The sequence below is a fragment of the Marinobacter salexigens genome (genome assembly GCF_002806945.1).
Taxonomy (GTDB): Bacteria; Pseudomonadota; Gammaproteobacteria; order Pseudomonadales; family Oleiphilaceae; genus Marinobacter; species Marinobacter salexigens.
This window is the reverse complement of sequence record NZ_NIHC01000001.1, coordinates 1,006,510-1,025,696: the sequence shown is the minus strand read 5'-3', so window position 1 is coordinate 1,025,696 and position 19,187 is coordinate 1,006,510. Positions and strand designations below refer to the sequence as shown.

17 protein-coding genes are annotated in these 19,187 nt (G+C 54.2%); 13 read left to right on the top strand and 4 right to left on the bottom strand.

Going from position 1 to position 19,187, the window contains the following annotated elements; translation table 11 throughout:
* Positions 1–22 precede the first annotated feature (22 nt).
* Entirely contained in the window at positions 23–1,063 is a 1,041-nt protein-coding gene (locus CDH47_RS04760; RefSeq protein ID WP_100638777.1) for a rod shape-determining protein, read from the bottom strand.
* Positions 1,064–1,437: 374 nt separating this feature from the next.
* Here CDH47_RS04760 and gatC point away from each other — a divergent pair, with 374 nt between their 5' ends.
* From gatC to gatB, 3 genes are read left to right on the top strand one after another with little or no spacing between them, the layout of a single operon-like run.
* Positions 1,438–1,725, top strand: a complete 288-nt coding sequence (gene gatC, locus CDH47_RS04755) for an Asp-tRNA(Asn)/Glu-tRNA(Gln) amidotransferase subunit GatC (protein WP_100638649.1) — start codon at positions 1,438–1,440, stop codon at positions 1,723–1,725.
* A 40-nt stretch (positions 1,726–1,765) separates the two neighbouring features.
* The gene (gatA, locus tag CDH47_RS04750) at positions 1,766–3,223 is read left to right on the top strand and encodes an Asp-tRNA(Asn)/Glu-tRNA(Gln) amidotransferase subunit GatA (protein WP_100638648.1); all 1,458 of its coding nucleotides are present in this window, start codon (positions 1,766–1,768) and stop codon (positions 3,221–3,223) included.
* 6 nt (positions 3,224–3,229) lie between these two features.
* Complete coding sequence (gene gatB / locus CDH47_RS04745) at positions 3,230–4,696, top strand: Asp-tRNA(Asn)/Glu-tRNA(Gln) amidotransferase subunit GatB (RefSeq protein WP_275667842.1); 1,467 nt, start codon at positions 3,230–3,232, stop codon at positions 4,694–4,696.
* 323 nt (positions 4,697–5,019) lie between these two features.
* Here gatB and CDH47_RS04740 read toward each other — a convergent pair whose 3' ends face one another.
* The gene (locus CDH47_RS04740) at positions 5,020–5,967 is read right to left on the bottom strand and encodes a LysR family transcriptional regulator (RefSeq protein ID WP_100638646.1); all 948 of its coding nucleotides are present in this window, start codon (positions 5,965–5,967) and stop codon (positions 5,020–5,022) included.
* Positions 5,968–6,102: 135 nt separating this feature from the next.
* On the opposite strand from CDH47_RS04740, the gene CDH47_RS04735 reads away from it, so the two are divergent.
* The 3 genes from CDH47_RS04735 to CDH47_RS04725 are packed head-to-tail and all read left to right on the top strand — an operon-like array spanning position 6,103 to position 10,025.
* Positions 6,103–7,518 carry an acetyl-CoA carboxylase biotin carboxylase subunit gene (locus CDH47_RS04735; protein WP_100638645.1) on the top strand — a complete coding sequence of 472 codons (1,416 nt, stop codon included), beginning with the start codon at positions 6,103–6,105 and terminating at the stop codon, positions 7,516–7,518.
* 17 nt (positions 7,519–7,535) lie between these two features.
* Entirely contained in the window at positions 7,536–9,344 is a 1,809-nt protein-coding gene (gene oadA / locus CDH47_RS04730; protein ID WP_100638644.1) for a sodium-extruding oxaloacetate decarboxylase subunit alpha, read from the top strand.
* 18 nt (positions 9,345–9,362) lie between these two features.
* The gene (locus tag CDH47_RS04725; protein ID WP_100638643.1) at positions 9,363–10,025 is read left to right on the top strand and encodes a carbonic anhydrase; all 663 of its coding nucleotides are present in this window, start codon (positions 9,363–9,365) and stop codon (positions 10,023–10,025) included.
* Between the two features lie 58 nt (positions 10,026–10,083).
* On the opposite strand, the gene rimO is transcribed toward CDH47_RS04725, so the two are convergent.
* On the bottom strand, positions 10,084–11,427 hold the full coding sequence (rimO, locus tag CDH47_RS04720; protein ID WP_100638642.1) for a 30S ribosomal protein S12 methylthiotransferase RimO: 1,344 nt from the start codon (positions 11,425–11,427) through the stop codon (positions 10,084–10,086).
* Between the two features lie 345 nt (positions 11,428–11,772).
* Between rimO and CDH47_RS04715 the strand changes: the two genes are divergently transcribed.
* The 6 genes from CDH47_RS04715 (at position 11,773) to CDH47_RS17770 (ending at position 16,718) form a co-directional block, all read left to right on the top strand.
* Positions 11,773–12,183, top strand: coding sequence for a PilZ domain-containing protein (locus CDH47_RS04715; RefSeq protein WP_100638641.1), 411 nt, complete (start codon positions 11,773–11,775; stop codon positions 12,181–12,183).
* Between the two features lie 186 nt (positions 12,184–12,369).
* The gene (gene cysD / locus CDH47_RS04710) at positions 12,370–13,278 is read left to right on the top strand and encodes a sulfate adenylyltransferase subunit CysD (RefSeq protein ID WP_100638640.1); all 909 of its coding nucleotides are present in this window, start codon (positions 12,370–12,372) and stop codon (positions 13,276–13,278) included.
* Between the two features lies 1 nt (position 13,279).
* Entirely contained in the window at positions 13,280–14,938 is a 1,659-nt protein-coding gene (gene cysN / locus CDH47_RS04705) for a sulfate adenylyltransferase subunit CysN (RefSeq protein WP_100638639.1), read from the top strand.
* A 258-nt stretch (positions 14,939–15,196) separates the two neighbouring features.
* Complete coding sequence (locus CDH47_RS04700; RefSeq protein ID WP_100638638.1) at positions 15,197–16,213, top strand: nucleoid-associated protein; 1,017 nt, start codon at positions 15,197–15,199, stop codon at positions 16,211–16,213.
* A gap of 224 nt (positions 16,214–16,437) precedes the next feature.
* A complete protein-coding gene (locus tag CDH47_RS17825) occupies positions 16,438–16,587 on the top strand; it encodes an addiction module protein (RefSeq protein ID WP_100638636.1) in 150 nt (49 codons plus the stop codon).
* Positions 16,584–16,718 carry a hypothetical protein gene (locus CDH47_RS17770; protein ID WP_275667841.1) on the top strand — a complete coding sequence of 45 codons (135 nt, stop codon included), beginning with the start codon at positions 16,584–16,586 and terminating at the stop codon, positions 16,716–16,718. The genes CDH47_RS17825 and CDH47_RS17770 overlap by 4 nt, the downstream gene beginning before the upstream one ends.
* 31 nt (positions 16,719–16,749) lie before the next feature.
* Here the strand turns inward: CDH47_RS17770 and trmH are convergent, their stop codons facing one another.
* Positions 16,750–17,481: a tRNA (guanosine(18)-2'-O)-methyltransferase TrmH gene (gene trmH / locus CDH47_RS04685; protein ID WP_100638635.1), complete on the bottom strand. Its 732-nt coding sequence runs from the start codon at positions 17,479–17,481 to the stop codon at positions 16,750–16,752.
* 314 nt (positions 17,482–17,795) lie between these two features.
* Between trmH and miaB the strand changes: the two genes are divergently transcribed.
* Positions 17,796–19,142 carry a tRNA (N6-isopentenyl adenosine(37)-C2)-methylthiotransferase MiaB gene (gene miaB / locus CDH47_RS04675; protein ID WP_100638633.1) on the top strand — a complete coding sequence of 449 codons (1,347 nt, stop codon included), beginning with the start codon at positions 17,796–17,798 and terminating at the stop codon, positions 19,140–19,142.
* Positions 19,143–19,187: the final 45 nt, after the last annotated feature.

The window sequence follows — 19,187 nt, the reverse complement described above, 5'->3', positions numbered from 1 at the left end:
ATGTCGATCCCTCCCCAAAGGATTATCCCTCCTGGGAGAACATTCCAATGCCACCCCGATCAATAACTTCCAGCGCCTTGCCGCCACCTCGGGCAACGCAGGTCAGCGGATCCTCTGCGATGATAACGGGCAACCCGGTTTCTTCACTGATCAACTTGTCCAGCCCGCGCAGCAGGGCACCACCGCCGGTCAGAACTATGCCACGCTCGGCGATATCTGACGCCAACTCAGGCGGGGATTGTTCCAGCGCGCTTTTAACGGTTTGCACTATTTGAGCCAGGGATTCCTGGAGGGCATCCAGAATTTCTTCACTATTGAGTGTGAACGCACGGGGCACACCTTCAGCCAGGTTGCGACCACGGACATCAATTTCGAGAATTTCCAGGCCTTCGTAGGCACAGCCAATTTCGTGTTTGATGCGCTCTGCTGTGGTGTCACCAATCAGGCTGCCGTAATTGCGGCGAACGTAGGTAACAATCGCCTCGTCGAATTTGTCACCACCAACCCTGACTGAATCTGCGTATACAATGCCATTCAGGGAAATGATGGCGATTTCGGAGGTGCCACCGCCGATGTCGACGATCATGGAGCCGCTGGCTTCTTCTACTGGAAGGCCTGCGCCGATAGCGGCTGCCATGGGCTCTTCAATCAGGAACACTTCCCGGGCACCGGCACCCAATGCTGATTCGCGAATGGCTTTACGCTCTACCTGGGTGGATTTACTGGGCACACACACCAGAACCCGTGGGCTTGGTGTGATAAAGCTGTTCTCGTGCACTTTGTGAATAAAGTGCTGGAGCATTTTTTCGGTCACCACAAAATCGGCGATGACGCCGTCTTTCATGGGACGAATTGCGGTAATATTACCGGGCGTACGGCCCAGCATGCGTTTTGCCTCGGCGCCTACGGCGGCAACAGTTTTCTGGGAGTTGCTGGTACGAATGGCTACTACGGACGGCTCGTTCAGCACAATCCCGCGGTCACGCACGAAAATAAGGGTGTTGGCGGTGCCCAGATCAATGGACAGGTCGCTGGAGAATAAGCCTCGGAGTCTTTTAATCAACATTCGTGTAGTTTCAACCTGAGAGTTGCGGTTGCAGAAAGATGCGGCAACTTTAGCAGTGACCCCCCGTGCAGGCAAGGCAGCATCGGGCTTCGAGCCCTGTTATTCTCGCATATTAGCCATACTTTGGCCTCTGCCGCATGGGTTGGAATCTGTTAACATATGCCCTCGAATTTTTAGTCTGGGTGCAAGGCCATTCGGGGAACGCTTTTCAAAACACGCTACAAGCACTTCCCTGTGCGCTTGTTTCGGGCCATCCATGGCCCTCTACAGTTTTGAAAAGCGTTCCCCGAGTGGCCCCATAACTCGGTGCAACACTCTTTTACAGAGCGTGTCCTTTATTACCGACATTTCATTTATCTGGGAGGCAATTTGTGTCCATTTCCCGAGAAGACATAGAAAAAGTCGCTGTTCTTGCCCGCATCCGCGTGGACGAAGCGCAGATTTCGGCGCTGGAAAGCGATCTGGGTAACATCCTGAATCTTGTGGACGAACTCAGTGCGGCCGACACGGCAGATATAGAGCCCTTATCCCACCCTCTGGACGCTGTTCAGCGTTTGCGTGCAGACGAAGTAACCGAGAGCAATCAACGGGAGGCTTTCCAGGCCATAGCGCCAGCGACCGAAGACGGCCTTTATCTCGTACCTCGGGTTATTGAGTGATCTGACGAATCCCACTATCTGCCCATCATCAGGATTGAACATGCATAACAAATCCGTAGCAGAGCTTTCCCGTGATTTGGAAAGCGGCAAGATTTCAAGCGTGGAACTGACCCGCGAGTTCCTCGATCGCGTTAAAGCTGAAGATCAGCAATACAACAGTTTTATCACTGTTACCGAAGACCAGGCTATGGCTGATGCCAAAGCCGCAGACGAGCAGCGCGCTGCTGGTAACGCCACTGCCTGGACAGGCGTACCTTTCGCCCACAAGGACCTTTTCTGCACCAAGGGTGTGGCGACCACGGCTGGTTCCAAAATGCTGGCCGATTTTGTACCGCCCTATGATGCCACGGTCACTGCGAACTTCCGCGATGCGGGTGCTGTTAGCCTGGGCAAAACCAATATGGATGAGTTCGCTATGGGCTCCTCCAATGAAACCAGTTTTTTTGGCGCGGTAACAAATCCCTGGGGTTTGAGCAGCGGTGACAAGCGCGTACCCGGGGGCTCTTCCGGGGGTTCCGCTGCAGCCATCGCTGCCCGCTTAGTGCCTGCAGCAACCGCAACCGACACAGGCGGTTCGATTCGCCTGCCAGCCGCCTTTTGTGGCATTACTGGCTTGAAGCCGACTTATGGGCGCGTGTCTCGCTACGGCATAATTGCCTTCGCCTCCAGCCTGGACCAGGGCGGCACCATGGCGCGCACGGCGGAAGACAACGCTTTGATGCTGAATGTCATGGCTGGCTTTGACCCAAAGGATTCAACATCGGTTGATCGCGCAGTGCCGGATTACACTGCCACGCTTAACGAGCCTTTAAAGGGATTGCGCGTCGGCCTTCCGAAAGAATACTTCTCTGACCAGCTGAGCCCCGCCATGGAGCAGCAGGTTCGCAACGCAGTGAAGGAATACGAAAAGCTGGGCGCGACAGTGAAAGAAGTGTCGCTGCCCCACGCCAAGCTGGCCATTGCCGCGTATTACGTGATTGCACCCGCAGAAGCCTCGGCCAACCTGTCCCGCTTTGATGGTGTGCGCTACGGCTATCGCTGTGAGAATCCGCAAGACCTGCACGACCTGTACACGCGCACCCGGGGTGAAGGCTTTGGGGATGAGGTGAAACGCCGGATTCTGGTTGGCACCTATGCGCTTTCGGCCGGCTACTTTGATGCCTATTATCTGAAAGCCCAGAAGGTTCGTCGCCTGATCCAACAGGACTTCATCAATGCCTTCAAAGAAGTGGATGTACTGATGAGCCCTGTATCGCCCTCACCTGCGTTTGTGCAAGGCGCGAACACCAGCGATCCAGTGACCATGTATCTGGAAGATATTTTCACCATCGCAGTGAACCTTGCCGGCGTGCCGGCCATGTCTGTGCCTGCAGGTTTTGTTGATGGCCTGCCGGTAGGCTTGCAGATTATCGGGAACTACTTTGATGAGGCTCGCCTACTGAATGCAGCCCATCAGTTCCAGCAAGTTACTGACTGGCACCAGAAGCTTCCCCAGTAAGCCCGAATCAGGAGAACGACTATGCAGTGGGATATTGTGATCGGGCTGGAAATTCACGTTCAGCTTGCCACCAAAACCAAGATTTTTTCAGGCTCCAGCACCGCGTTTGGTGCCGAGCCCAACACCCAGGCCAGCGCCGTTGATCTGGCCATGCCGGGCACATTGCCTGTTCCAAATGAGCAGGCGTTCCGCTATGCGGTGATGTTTGGCTTGGCGGTAAATGCCGAAATCGGTCGGCGCTCGGTGTTTGACCGTAAAAACTATTTTTACCCGGATTTGCCTAAGGGCTATCAGACCACACAGCTGGACCACCCGATTGTTGGCCCGGGCTTTGTGGATATTGATCTGGCCGATGGCAGCACCAAGCGTGTACGGATTCACCATGCGCATCTGGAAGAAGATGCCGGCAAATCCCTGCACGAAGACTTTCATGGTATGACGGGTATCGACCTGAACCGTGCTGGCACACCGCTGATTGAAGTGGTGACTGAGCCGGATATGAACAGTGCGGAAGAGGCTGTGGCCTTTGCCAAAAAGCTGCATGGCCTGGTGTCTTCACTCGGTATTTGTGATGGCGATATGAGCCAGGGGTCTTTGCGTTTTGATGTGAACATTTCACTCAAGCCGAAAGGTTCGGATGAGTTGGGTACTCGCACGGAAACCAAGAACCTGAACTCGTTCCGCTTTATGGAGCAGGCCATCGCCCACGAAGTAGAGCGGCAGATGGATATTCTGGAAGATGGCGGCCGCATTATTCAGGAAACGCGGCTGTATAACGGTGAGCGGGACGAATCACGCTCCATGCGCAGCAAGGAAGAGGCCAACGATTACCGCTACTTCCCTTGCCCGGACTTGCTGCCTGTGGTGATCGACGATGAGTTTATCCAGAGTGCCAGAGATTTGTTGCCGGAGTTGCCGGATGAGCGCAAGGCACGATTCAAGGAGCAATATGGGCTGAATGATTATGATGCCCGCTTGCTCAGCGACGATGCCTCTATGGCGGCATTTTTTGAAGAAACCGCCAGCCACGGCAAAGACGCAAAATTGGCGGCCAACTGGGTACTGGGTGAGCTTTCTGCCCGCTTGAACGCTGAGGACAAAACTGTAGCTCAAGCCCCTATCACTGGCACTCAGCTTGGCCAGTTGGTTGCACGCATTGCCGACAATACTGTGTCTTCATCCGGCGCCAAGAAGGTGTTCGAAGCTCTCTGGAATGGTGATGGAGACAATGCCGATGCGGTTATTGAAGCTCAGGGGCTGAAGCAGGTTTCGGATACTGGCGCTCTGGAGGCGATGGTTGATGAGGTTCTGGCTGGCATGCCCGATCAGGTTGCTCAGTATCAAGGCGAGGAAGATCCCAAGAAGCGCAAGAAGATGCTTGGTGGCTTTATGGGGCCTTTGATGAAGGCTTCCAAAGGTCAGGGTAACCCTAAGCTATTCAATGAGATTCTTGCTCGGAAGCTTGGTGGTTGATTGAGTTGGGCTTAGGGCGAGGCTTCGGTGGAGGCCTCTGCTTTAGGCCCTAGCCTGCTGGGTTTCGGGACTGGCGGGATTGGTAGTCCTCCCCAAAAACCGCTACGAGCACCCGCAAGCGGGTCCGGCCAGCAATCACAGATTGCTGTCGTTCGGCTGTGCATGAAGCTTCGCTTCATAAACGCTTGCCTCACCCATGTGCGCTTCTCTCCGGCCGTCCCTGGCCTCCGAGATTTTTGGGGAGGACTACCAATCCCGCCATTCCAACTCTGATACAACCTCGCACAAAAAAACCGAACAAATAGTCAAAGCCCGCGCCAGCGCTATGCAGCCAACCGCCGAAACAACAACTCAAATTGCGCAATATTCTGCTGAACGTAGTCAACAAACGCCTTCATAACAGGCGTTGGGTGGCGCCTCTGCGGGTAGACCACGCACCAGCTTCTGCGCAGTGGGAAACCAGGGATTTCGAGAGCCGCCAGGGTGCCCAGCGCCAGCTCTGACAGCACACTCAGTTTGGGCACAACCGCGACACCTAATCCCGCCAATACCGCATGTTTAACCGCATCGTTAGAGCCTAATTCCATTATCGGATCGATTTTCAGTTGGTGTTGCTGACAGTAGACTTCCAGTGCCAAGCGGCTGCCGGAGCCGGGTTCTCTGGTGAGGAGTTTGTTGTTCAGGAATTCTTCTGCTGTGACGGTTTCCTGCTCAAGTAATGGGTGGCCGGCTGCGGCTACGGGGATGAGTTCGTTGTCCAGGAATGGCAGCGAGGTTAACGGCCGGCCCTGGGGCACCATGCCCATGATGATCAGGTCGTCGCTGTTTTCGTTCAGGCGTTCCAAGGCGGTTGCGCGGTTTACTACGGCTACGGAGATGTTGACCTGGGGGTTCAGCTCTAGGAATGAGCCCAACAAATACGGCACTACGTATTGTGCGGTGCTTACTGCCACCAATCGCAAATCGCCTGCCACTCTGCCTTCCAGAGCCGCCAGGCGGTTTTGCATGTCTGCCAGTTCCCCAAACACGGAGCGTACGCAAGCGGCCATTTCTTCCCCGGCGGCTGTGCAGTAAAGCTTGCGCCCTACGTATTCGAACATGGGCATTCCCAGTGCCTGTTCCAGATGTCGCACCTGGCTGCTGACGGCTGGCTGGGTCAGGCCTAGTAAGTTGCCGGCTTTGCTGTAACTTTTCAGGTCGTAGACAGCTTTGAATACCTGCAGTTGTCGAAAGGTCAGTCTGTTCGCCAGTTTCTGGATGCTGAGCGGCATAAGCTTCCCCTCTCAAAATAACTACCTATAAGTTATTTGTTATATCTAACCCAAATTATATCAATTTTTACTGATCAATCATCCCCGTTATTCTTTTCCCACCTTCATTCGGAACGAAGCGATGAGGAGCTTCCCATGCTGAAGAAAGTGTTAATCGCCAATCGCGGTGAGATAGCCGTCCGCATCGTTCGGGCCTGTGCAGAGATGGGGATTCGGTCGGTGGCGATTTACACCGAACCGGATCGGTACGGACTGCATGTGAAGCGAGCCGATGAGTCCTATTCTCTTGGCGATGACCCATTGGCGGGCTATCTGGACCCGGCACGTATCGTAAACCTGGCGGTTGAAACCGGCTGCGATGCTATTCATCCCGGCTACGGCTTTCTGTCAGAAAACGCTCACTTTGCCCATCTATGCGAGCAAAAAAGTGTGGCGTTTATCGGTCCGAAATCCAGTGTCATCCACGGCATGGGCGACAAAACCCAGGCTCGCGATAGCATGCGGGCGGCCGGCATTCCCATTACTCCGGGCTCGAAAGGCAATCTGGGCAGCCTTGAAGAAGCTCTGGAACTGGCCAACGACATCGGCTACCCGGTGATGTTGAAAGCCACTTCCGGCGGTGGTGGCCGCGGTATCCGTCGGTGCGATTCACCGCAAGAGCTGGGAACACAGTATCCACGCGTGATTTCAGAGGCCACCAAGGCGTTTGGCTCGGCCGAAGTGTTCATGGAAAAGTGCATTGTGAATCCGCGCCACATTGAAGTGCAGGTACTGGCAGACCGCCAGGGCGGTGCGATTCACCTGTTTGAGCGGGATTGCTCCATACAACGTCGCAATCAGAAACTGATCGAGATTGCTCCGAGCCCGCAGTTGACACCGGAACAGCGCCACTACATCGGTGATCTCGCAGTGCGTGCCGCGAAAGCTGTGAGCTACGAAAACGCGGGCACGGTGGAGTTCCTGCTCACGGGTAACGAAGTCTACTTCATGGAGATGAACACCCGGGTGCAAGTGGAGCACACGATTACAGAAGCCATTACCGGCGTGGACATTGTGCGAGAGCAACTGCGCATTGCCGCAGGTTTACCTCTGAGTTATCGACAGGAAGACATTCAGTTTCGGGGCTATGCGCTGCAGTTTCGCATTAACGCCGAGGACCCGAAGAACGACTTTCTGCCCAGCTTTGGCCGTATCACCCACTACTACGCGCCTGGTGGCCCGGGTGTGCGGGTGGATACGGCCATTTATACCGGCTACGAAATTCCGCCTTACTACGACTCCATGTGCCTGAAGCTGGTTGTGTGGGCACTGACCTGGGACGAGGTTATCGCACGGGGCAAGCGCGCACTCGACGACATGCGCCTGCATGGCATCAAAACCACTGCCAATTATTACCAGCAGATTCTGGACCACCCGGATTTCCGTAATGGCCAGTTCGATACCAGCTTCGTACCCAGCCATCCGGAATTGTTGAACTACTCCAAGAAACGCCACCCCAGTGCCGTGGCATTGGCGATTGCCGCCACCATCGCAGCCCATGCTGGCTGGTAATCCACAGGAGACCGAAGATGAGCAACGCAAAAAAGATTGAAGTGACTGACCTGATCCTTCGTGATGCGCACCAATCCCTTATCGCTACCCGCATGCGCACAGAAGACATGCTGCCAATCTGCGACAAGCTGGATCAAGTTGGCTATTGGTCTCTGGAAGTCTGGGGCGGCGCCACCTTTGATGCTTGCGTGCGTTTCCTGAAGGAAGACCCATGGGAGCGCCTGCGACAACTGCGCAAGGCTTTACCGAACACCCGCCTGCAAATGCTGCTGCGAGGCCAGAATCTTTTGGGATACCGGCATTATGCCGATGACGTGGTTGAGGCTTTTGTGCAGAAAGCGGCAGACAATGGCATTGACGTGTTCCGGGTGTTTGATGCGTTGAACGATCTTCGCAACCTGGAAACCGCCATGAAAGCGGTGAAGAAAGCCGGCAAGCACGCCCAAGGGACCATCTGTTACACCACCAGCCCGGTGCACACGCCTGCGCTGTTCGTGAAACAGGCGAAAGAACTCAAAGCCATGGGCGCCGATTCAATCGCCATCAAGGATATGGCCGGGTTGCTCACCCCCTACGCGACGTTTGAGCTGGTTCAGGCGATCAAGTCGGCAGTAGACCTGCCATTGGTGGTGCACAGCCACTCAACCGCCGGGCTTGCCCCGATGTGCCAGCTCAAAGCAATCGAAGCCGGTGCCGACCGGATTGACACCGCCATTTCGGCATTCGCCAACGGCACCAGCCACCCTGCCACAGAATCCCAAGTCGCCGCTTTGAAAGGCACAGAGTACGACACTGGCCTGAATCTGGAGCGACTTGGGGAAATTGCCGATTACTTTCACGAAGTCCGCAAGAAGTATCACCAATTCGAAAGCGAGTTCACCCGGGAAGATGTCTCGGTGCAAATCAACCAGGTGCCGGGCGGCATGATGTCGAACCTGGCCAACCAACTGAAGGAGCAGAATGCTCTCGACAAAATCAACGAGGTATTCGATGAAATCCCGAGAGTACGGCAGGATCTTGGTTACCCGCCACTGGTAACTCCCACATCGCAAATTGTTGGCACTCAGGCGGTTTATAACGTTCTGGCGGGGCAACGCTATAAAACCATCACCAACGAAGTAAAACGCTACTTGCAGGGCGGCTATGGCCACCCTCCCACTGAAGTAAATACCGAGATTCGCAAAAAGGCCATCGGCAACGAAGCCGTGAACGATGGCCGCCCTGCCGACTTGCTCGATCCGGAACTGAACCAATTGCGAGAAGACATTGGTAGTCTGGCCAGCTGCGAAGAAGATGTGCTCACATACGCCATGTTCCCGGATCTGGGCCGGGAGTTTTTGCAACAGCGCAAAGATGGCTCCCTTGAACCGGAAGAATTACTGCCGGCAGAGCAAACCGGGCAAAACAGGCTGGGTGCAGGCGTTGCCACTGAGTTCCGCATTGATCTGCATGGCGAAACCTACGAGGTCGCCGTAACCGGCGTTGGCACCACCGGGCCAGGTAAACGAAAGCTGTACCTGTCGCTGGATGGCATGCCCGAGGAAGTGGTGTTTGAACCTCTGAACGAATACGTGGCAGAAGCGGGCGGCAAGGGTCGCAAGCGCGCAACAGATCCCGGCCACGTGAGTACCGCCATGCCGGGAAACGTAGTGGACGTAATGGTGAAAGAAGGGGATTCTGTCACCTCCGGCCAGGCAGTTCTGATTACCGAAGCCATGAAAATGGAAACTGAAATTCACTCCAGTGTTGATGGCACCGTTCAGGCGGTTCACGTCACCAAGGGCGACCGGGTTACTCCGGGTGAAGTATTAATTGAAATTGCCTGATCGGCAGAAGGAGACAACATGGATCACATTGTTCGCGGTGTACTGAACTTCCACGAAAACGTTTACCCGGAGCACAAAGACCTGTTTGGTGCTCTGGCCAACAGCCAGAACCCGGACGTACTGTTTGTTACCTGTTCGGATTCCCGCATCGACCCGAATATGCTCACGGGTTCCCACCCCGGCGATCTATTCATTTGTCGGAATGCCGGTAACGTCATCCCCCCGCACAGTAATGAAACCGGAAGCATGACAGCTTCCATCGAATACGCTGTTGCGGTTCTGGGTGTCCGCCACATCATTGTCTGCGGCCATACCGATTGTGGCGCCATTAAAGGTGCCCTGGACATCCCCGCACTGAAAGGCTTGCCGCACGTAAAGGAATGGCTGGGGCATTGTCGCTCAGCCATGGAAATCGTCCGTGAACGTCACAATATTTCCACAGAAGCGTGTCTGGACAGCAAGCACCTGAACGAAGCCATTGAGGAAAACGTTCAGCAACAGGTACAGCACCTGCGCACGCACCCGGTGGTGGCTGCAAAACTGGCTACAGGTAAAATTGAAGTACATGGCTGGGTGTACGACATCAAGTCAGGGAGTATTCGCTGCTGTGGTCGCGACAGCGTGGAGTTCAAGAGCTTCGACCAATATTACGCCGATTACATCGCCAAAATCAGCGATTAGTCCTTAACGACAATCAAAAAGGCCCCAAACATGTCGGGGCCTTTTTGTTACATTCAGCTCACGCCAATACTGCCCACAGATCATGCTCGTCGGCATGTTCAACGAGCACCTTCACGATCTGTCCGGGCTGCAGATCGGTAACGTCGTTCAAGTACACCATCCCATCAATCTCCGGTGCATCTGCTTTGGAACGGCCAATCGCGCCCTCCTCATCCACTTCATCAATCAGCACATCAATGGTGGTGCCGATCTTCGCCTGCAAACGGGCCGCTGAAATCTCCGCCTGTTTCGTCATGAAGCGGGCCAGACGTTCTTCCTTCACCTCTTCAGGTACCGCCCCTTCAATCTCATTGGCCTTGGCACCCTCAACGGCGCTGTAGGTAAAGGCACCCACGCGATCCAGTTGTGCCTCATCCAGCCAATCCAGCAAGTACTGGAAATCTTCTTCGGTTTCACCCGGAAAGCCCACAATAAAGGTGGAGCGGATGGTGAGTTCCGGGCAGATTTCCCGCCATTTACGGATACGGTCCAGGGTTTTGCTGTCATGAGCCGGGCGCTTCATGGCTTTCAGCACTTTCGGACTGGCGTGCTGGAAGGGAATATCCAGATACGGCAGGATCTTGCCTTCGGCCATCAGCGGAATGATGTCGTCTACGTGCGGGTACGGGTACACGTAATGCAGGCGCACCCACACGCCCAGCTCGCCCAAAGCCTCGCACAATGACTGCATTTTGGTTTTCAGAGGACGCCCCTGCCAGAACCCGGTACGGTACTTGGTGTCGACACCATAGGCCGAGGTGTCTTGGGAGATTACCAGCAATTCCTTAACACCTGCATCGACCAAGCGCTGAGCTTCGTCCATGACATCGCCAATGGGCCGGCTCACCAGGTCGCCTCGCATGGACGGAATGATGCAGAAGGTGCAGCGATGATTGCAGCCTTCGGAAATCTTGAGGTAGGCGTAGTGCCGCGGTGTCAGCTTGATGCCTTGAGGCGGGACCAGATCAGTGAACGGGTCATGGGCACGGGCCGGTGGAACATACTGATGCACCGCACCCACCACTTCCTCATAGGCATGCGGGCCTGAAACCGCCAGTACGCCGGGATGGGTCTCACGAATCTTCTCCGCTTCCACGCCCATACAGCCGGTGACAATCACTTTGCCATTTTCGTTGATGGCCTCGCCAATAGCGTCCAGAGACTCCTGTTTGGCCGCATCAATAAAACCACAGGTGTTCACCACAACAATATCTGCGTCGTTGTAGGTGGGCACCACGTCGTAGCCATCCAGCCGCAACTGTGTGAGTATGCGCTCGGAATCCACCAGGGCCTTGGGGCAGCCAAGGCTGATGAAGCCAACTTTGCCGTTCCCGGCAACTGTGTTTTCGGTTTTTTCTGTCATAAAGCGATTCAGGATTCCTGGCGCTCGACGGAAGCAAGAGAGTGGCTGCCGCAAGCGTGCGAATGGTATGTGAGTGGATAGAACCAGGAATTTTACACCAGTAAGGACCCCTTCTGAAGCAAAAGCCGAGCTATCTGAAAAGCCAAACAATTCTGACCTTAATCAAAAATGTGAACCCTTGTTCAGAAAAACATAACAGATCTGCCATAATGTACGACACTCAAGTTGCTGATCAGAAAATAAACAACTACACTTTTTTTCAAGTGCTACATGTTGCTCTGAAAACATTCTTTGAAATCGAGCATACCCTGACAGCGCCAATACAACCGGCCAATACGAGTGCACATGAAAGCAGTCACAGTTAAGCCAAACCTGCGCAACCAGCAACGTGTGGATGTTGTCAGCGACATCGTTATTGAAAAGCCCGATGGTTGCCAGCTCACCTGCAAAATCTCCAATCTGTCTCGCACAGGCGTTATGGTTTCCTGTAATCAGGAAGCCGCCGGCCAGCTCATACCTCGCCTGAGAGCTCCCTCTCCGGGAAACTGGATTGACGTCAAAGCCTGTTTTTCTGTGCCCGTGGTTGCAACTCAACCCGTAACGATTTCGGCCAACGGGCACATTGTGCACCTGCGCAGAATGGCGCGGGACGAGTTTCAGTTGGGCATCCAGTTTGCTGATTTTGAGGGGAACGGGTTCGACTACATAGATAGATATGTGCGAAAACTATTAGCAGACACAACTAAGTCTGCCTGACCGAAGAGAGACTTCTGGCCTGCCCTGGATCGAATTCTTGTGGCTGATCACTACGGGATACCTTGAAGCGCTATATTTCTATAACTTAAAACTCTAAGCCAAGCACTTCTTATAGCCATATCGCCTCTGATATAGTTGCCGCTCTAATTTGCACGCCCTCAAGGCCCGCTGCGGCAACGGATACTCATGACCACATACAATCTGACGCATCTGAAACAACTGGAAGCGGAAAGCATCCACATCATTCGCGAAGTGGCTGCCGAGTTTGATAACCCGGTGATGCTCTACTCCATCGGCAAAGACTCTGCGGTAATGTTGCATCTTGCACGCAAAGCCTTTTACCCCGGCAAACTACCCTTCCCCCTGATGCATGTGGACACCACCTGGAAATTCCGGGACATGATCGATTTTCGGGATCGCAAGATTAAAGAGTATGGCCTGGACTTGATCGTACACACCAATCAAGACGGTGTTGAACAGGGCATTGGGCCATTTACCCACGGCAGCGCCAAACATACCGATGTAATGAAAACCCAAGGGCTAAAGCAGGCTTTGGACAAGCACGGGTTTGATGCGGCTTTTGGTGGTGCCCGTCGGGATGAGGAAAAATCCCGTGCAAAGGAGCGTGTGTATTCCTTCCGCGACGAATACCACCGCTGGGATCCAAAAAATCAGCGCCCAGAGCTCTGGAACACCTATAACGGCAAGGTGAACAAGGGCGAAAGCATTCGCGTGTTCCCCCTGTCCAACTGGACTGAGCTGGATATCTGGCAGTACATCTATCTGGAAAACATCGAGATTGTGCCGCTTTATTACTCAGCGATGCGCCCGGTTGTTGAGCGCGATGGCTCGCTAATTATGGTAGACGACGACCGCATGCCTTTGAAAGAAGGCGAAAAGCCGATGATGAAATCCATCCGCTTTCGTACCCTGGGCTGCTACCCGCTGACTGGTGCCATTGAATCCGAGGCAGACACTTTGCCCGAAATCATCCAGGAAATGCTCCTGGCCACCAGTTCAGAACGTCAAGGCCGCGTGATTGATCACGATTCGGCTGGTTCCATGGAACAGAAAAAGCGCGAAGGGTACTTCTGATATGTCACATCAATCTGATCTAATCGCCGACGACATCCAGGCTTACCTGAAACAACACGAGAACAAGGAACTGCTGCGCCTGCTTACCTGTGGCAGTGTCGATGACGGCAAGAGCACTCTTATAGGCCGCCTGTTACACGACACAAAAATGATATATGAAGATCACATGGCCAGCCTGAAAACCGACAGCGCCAAAATGGGCACCACCGGCGAAAAACTGGATCTTGCGTTGCTGGTTGATGGCCTGCAGGCCGAGCGTGAACAAGGCATTACTATTGACGTTGCCTATCGCTATTTCTCTACCGACAAGCGCAAATTTATCATTGCCGACACCCCGGGGCACGAGCAATACACCCGGAACATGGCCACGGGTGCGTCTACGGCCCAGGTGGCCATTCTGATGATTGACGCTCGCCGTGGCGTGCTGACCCAGACTCGCAGGCATTCTTTTATTGCTTCGTTGCTTGGTATTCGGCACATCGTCGTAGCCGTGAACAAGATGGATCTGGTGGATTTCAGTGAAGATCGCTTCAACGAAATCCGCGAAGAGTATCTGGCCTTCGCGGCACAGCTGGGGCTGAAAGATATACGTTTTGTACCGATCTCGGCTTTGGAAGGCGATAACGTAGTCAGCCGCAGCGAGAACACGCCCTGGTTTAACGGTCAGGCACTGATGGACATTCTGGAAACAGTGGAAGTAAACCGCGACAAGAACCTGGAGCACTTCCGGTTTCCCGTGCAGTACGTTACCCGCCCCAACCTGAACTTCCGTGGCTTCTGCGGCACCATCGCCTCTGGCGTAATCCGCCCAGGCGACAAGGTTATGGCCCTACCCTCAAGGCGCACCAGCACCATCAAGGAAGTCGTGACTTTCGATGGTAACCTGAATGAAGCCTATATTGATCAGGCGGTCACACTGACGCTGGAAGACGAGATTGATATCAGCCGTGGCGACATGCTGGTGAAACCGGAAGACGAGCCGGAAGTGGGTAACCGCTTCAAGGCTAATATCGTGTGGATGGCAGATGCGCCTTTGCATACCGGCCGCCTGTACGACATCAAACTGGGTCCTACCTTCACATCGGGCACGGTTCGAAAGATTCATTATCAGACCGATGTGAACACATTGGAGCAACACCCCACCCTCAGTTCGCTGCAGGTCAATGAAATCGGCCTGTGCGACCTCACCCTGAGCCAGCCCATCGCCTTTGATGCCTATCAGCGTAACCACGCCACGGGCAGTTTCATTGTGATCGACAGGCTCACCAACGTAACCGTTGGCGCTGGGATGATTGATGGCTTGGCAGATACTGCAGGCACTCTGGAGCCGGTAAGCCCTGAGGAACGTGAGCGCAGACTGGCACAGAAGCCGATGATTATCGGCTGCTCCGGTAAGCAGGCTCATGCCCTAGCACTGGCTGTTGAGCGCGCATTGTTCGATCAGGGCAAAACCTCGGTGATTTTGAGCGAAGATAATGCCGGAGATGCCGACGACCGCCGCCGCACTGCCCAGCTGCTAACCGCTTACGGGCTTGTAGCAATTGCCGTTGATCTGGGCACCGACATAGCCAACGTTTCCATAGCAGCTGATAGCACAGAGGAAGTTTCGAGTGTCGCTGCGGCTCTTGTGCAAGAGTTGGTTCGCAACAAGCGAGTATAAATCTGAACGAGTATTTATAGCGCCTAATGCAGTGATAGAAGCCAAGGAGTGGGGGTGTCTTTTCTGCCGGAAAAAGATGTCTGAGCAAAGCGAGTTGTTTTTCCAGAAGAAAAGACACCCCCGCTCCTTGGCCAACTCCCAACCAAGCAGGCAGTCCTCGTATTAATCGTGAATGTATTTGTTGTCCGTGGCAGAATCTTTGGCCCTGAAGGTTTCCTTTGGGGCCTTTTTGTTTATTAATTCGGGAATTTTCTGTTTATGGCTATCAAGCATCTGCGCACCGCGTTTTCGAGTCAGTATCAGCCGGGGCAGCCTGCCCGCTTGCAAAGTGGTGAGGCGCTTCAGGAACCGGGTGGCGATTATGAGGGGCTGCACAAGCAGATGAAGCGGCTGTTTAACAGCAAGCCGGGTAAAAAGTACGGACGCTTTTCGGAAGATGTTGGTGAAAGTCCGTTCAGTGCCTGGCTGAAAGACTACCTGGAGGACAAGCAGAGTTTTGCCTCGTTCACGGACCGGGTATTTGGGCAGTGGCAGGAGTTGCTTACGAGCTGTCAGGAAGAGTTTGTGGGGCAACTCACGGTTGTTCATGAAGCTCTAGCCGATTCAGATGTGGTTTATGTGATGATTCTGGAAACCGACGGCGCCCTGCGGTTTGATGGCAACCAGGCTCTGGATACAACGGATGTACTGAGTACGTCGCGCCTGAACCTTGCCATGCGGGTGGAACTGGATGACTGGCTTGGGGATAACGCTGCAGAGAACTATCTGACGCTGGTTCATGCCCGTGGTACTGGCGAGCCGGGGGAATTGTTCATTCGGCTATGTGGCTTTACCAATCAGATCGACGTTGAGAAAGAGACTCTGACGTTTCTGGATGCTGTGGAGGCGTTTGCCAAGTCTTCAGAGCCGGAGAAAGCTGGCGAAGTTCGCACGCGGGCTTATGAGTTCTGCAAGGAGCAGCATGCTTTGGGGGAGCCGGTTGCCATTGTGGCGTTGTCTGGCTACCTGGATGAGGATGAGCCGGGGCGTTTCAAGGAGTTTGCCAGCAAAACGGCAGAGTTGCCGGAGAGCGGTGTGTTGCATCCGGATCATCGGAAGGTGAAGAAGCTGGTGCGTATTGCGGGCTCTGGTGGGGGTATGAGTGTTTCTTTTTCTTCGGATTTGGTGAATCAGGCGGTTTACTATGATCGGGATAAGGATGCTTTGACGATTACTCGCCTGCCTAAGGCTTTGCGGGAGCAGTTGGAGCGGTATTTGGAGCATCGCGAGGACTAAGGGTTCGGCTGCGCTTGCCTGCCGCTTTGGGGCTGGCTCCGCGGCGCGGTGAAGCTTTTCTTCTGGAAAAATAACTCGCTGCGCTCAGACATCTTTTTCCGGCAGAAAAGCTTCACCACGCCACGGGCCGATCGGGCTTGTTGGTGTGCTCGTTGATTAAACCGGTTTTCAGTACCTTGCTCATGGAATGCGCTTGTGGTTCGAGGCATGCTTTTTAGCATTGGTTGGAGGAGGCTCTTACCCGCAATCAAACCCTGCCGGAACCACCCGAATGGCATCAGGCTGAACTGCGGAAGCGAGCTGCAAAAATTCAGGAGGGGAAGGTAAGCTACACGAGTCTGAATAAACTGAAGGAACGCGGCGCACAGGAATGAAGCATAGAAATGTCAGGCTCACGGATGAAGCCTTGGCAGATATCGATTCTGCCACTGCATTTTACGAAAAACTTGTTGCGGGGGACACCCGAGCAAACCCACGTAACGCAGAGAAAAGACTTGGTTCCTAAGCTGGAAACGCGTCACTGCGAATAGAGCGGCTCAGGCGTTCGTCTCAGAAATTTCTTCGCTCCAACGAACGCGGTTTGCCCGTTGGACACGGACTTCCTGCATCCAGCCAACTCCGTCGATTAACTCACCGGTTTCATGGTCGATGGGTGGGTATGGCAGGTTTCGGTCGTCGCAGTAGCGTTTGACTACTGGCTGGCACCAGCTGAACAGGAGGTGGTTGTATTCTTCGTCCGGTATGCGCCGGTTATCAAACAAACCGGCCTCTTTGCGCTGCCTTTGGGCTTCGGAGAGGATGATGGCGCAGGCGGCGGATACGTTTAGGGATTCCACCATTCCCATCATGGGGATAACAATGTGCTCATCCGCCTGTTCCGCAGCGCCAGCGCTTACGCCATCCACTTCGTTCCCCATAATAACTGTGCATGGCACGGTGAAATCGGCGGAGCGGTAATCGATCGCTCTGTCTGATAGTTGTGCCGCATAAAGCTTATGCCCCTGCCCTTTCAGGTTTTCTATTGCCTCATTCATAGTGCGATGGGTGTGAGGTGTTACCCATTTAAAGCTGCCACCGGCGGTTTTCCGAAAAGTCCGGAAGCCTTCTTTTGGCCATACAACGTGCATATTAGCTAGCCCGAAGGCGTCGCAGGTTCTCAGTATGGCGGAGAGGTTTCTTGGTTTGTGAACCTGGTCGGTCAGGACTGTCAGATCCGGTTGGCGGGTGTTCAAAACCTGTTTGATGCGGGCAAGGCGTTCGGGAGTCATGGGCTTTTGGAGTTATCTCGAAAGTTCGGGAAGCAGTTGGCGAGGTTCTTCCCAAAACTGTTGAGGGCCATGGACGGCCCGAAACAAGCGCACATGGATGTGCTCGTAGCGTGTTTTGGGAAGAACCTCGCCAACTGCTTCATGCTCGGATTGTCAGAAACCGCGAATAATACCACAGCAAAACTGGCAGATTACCGAGACAACGCTGGTTGCAGAATGATCACCCCGTTATAATGCCCAGTCTCCTTTTCAGCGCGCGCAATCCGGACACTTTCTGCTCCGGGCGCCAAATACATCCAGTTGTGTTGAGACCCATGGCCAAGAAGCTGTACATCAAAACCCACGGTTGCCAGATGAACGAATACGATTCATCCCGCATGGCCGACCTGCTTAAAACCGGCGAAGCGGTTGAAATGACCGAATCCCCGGACGACGCTGACATTCTGCTGCTGAACACCTGCTCCATCCGTGAAAAGGCTCAGGAAAAGGTCTTTCATCAGCTGGGTCGCTGGAAAAAGCTTAAATCGAAAAACCCGGATTTGATTATTGGCGTGGGCGGCTGTGTCGCCAGCCAGGAAGGCCAGGCCATTCTGGATCGGGCACCTTATGTGGATATGGTGTTCGGCCCACAAACCCTCCACCGCCTGCCGGATATGATTACCGAAGTACGCATGAAAGGTAACGGCGTTGGCGTGGTGGATGTAAGCTTTCCGGAAATCGAAAAGTTCGACAACCTGCCCGAGCCAGGCGCTGACGGCCCCTCTGCGTTTGTTTCCATCATGGAAGGCTGCAGCAAATACTGCACTTTCTGCGTAGTGCCCTACACCCGAGGCGAAGAAGTCAGCCGCCCTGCAGACGACGTGATTGCCGAAGTCGCCCACCTGGCCAGCCAAGGCGTGCGGGAAGTTAACCTCCTAGGCCAGAACGTGAACGCCTATCGCGGCGACACACACGATGGCGACGTGATGGATCTGGCTGAATTGATCACCCTGATTGCCACCATCGACGGCATTGACCGCATCCGCTACACCACCTCGCACCCGGTTGAATTTACCGATGCGATGATTGAAGTGTACGAGCAAGTACCCGAATTGGTCAGCCACCTGCACCTTCCGGTACAGAGCGGCTCGGATCGCATTCTGGCGGCCATGAAGCGTGGCCATACAGCTTTGGAGTACAAATCGAAACTGCGCCGCCTGCGCAAGATTCGGCCGGATATCAGTTTCTCTTCAGACTTTATCATTGGCTTCCCCGGTGAAACCGAGAAAGACTTTGAGGACACCATGAAGCTGATCAACGATATCGGTTTCGACATGTCATTCAGTTTCGTTTACAGCGCCCGTCCGGGTACGCCAGCGTCTGATCTGCCTGATGAGACGCCGATGGAGGTGAAGAAACAGCGCCTGAAGATTCTGCAGGATCGCATCAACCAGACGGTGATGGATATCAGCCGCAAGATGGTAGGTTCGACCCAGCGCATTCTGGTAACCGGTCTATCGAAAAAGGATCCGGGGGAGTATTCAGGGCGCACGGAGAACAACCGGATTGTGAATTTCCGGCATGAGAATCCGGAGGTTGTCGGGCACTTTATCGATGTTGAGATTGTTGAGGCTTATGCTAACTCTCTGAGGGGTTTGCCTGTGGGTTCGGAGTTGTATTGAACTTGGGCTCCCATGCTTTCATGGCTTGGTGTTAGAGAGCGGTGG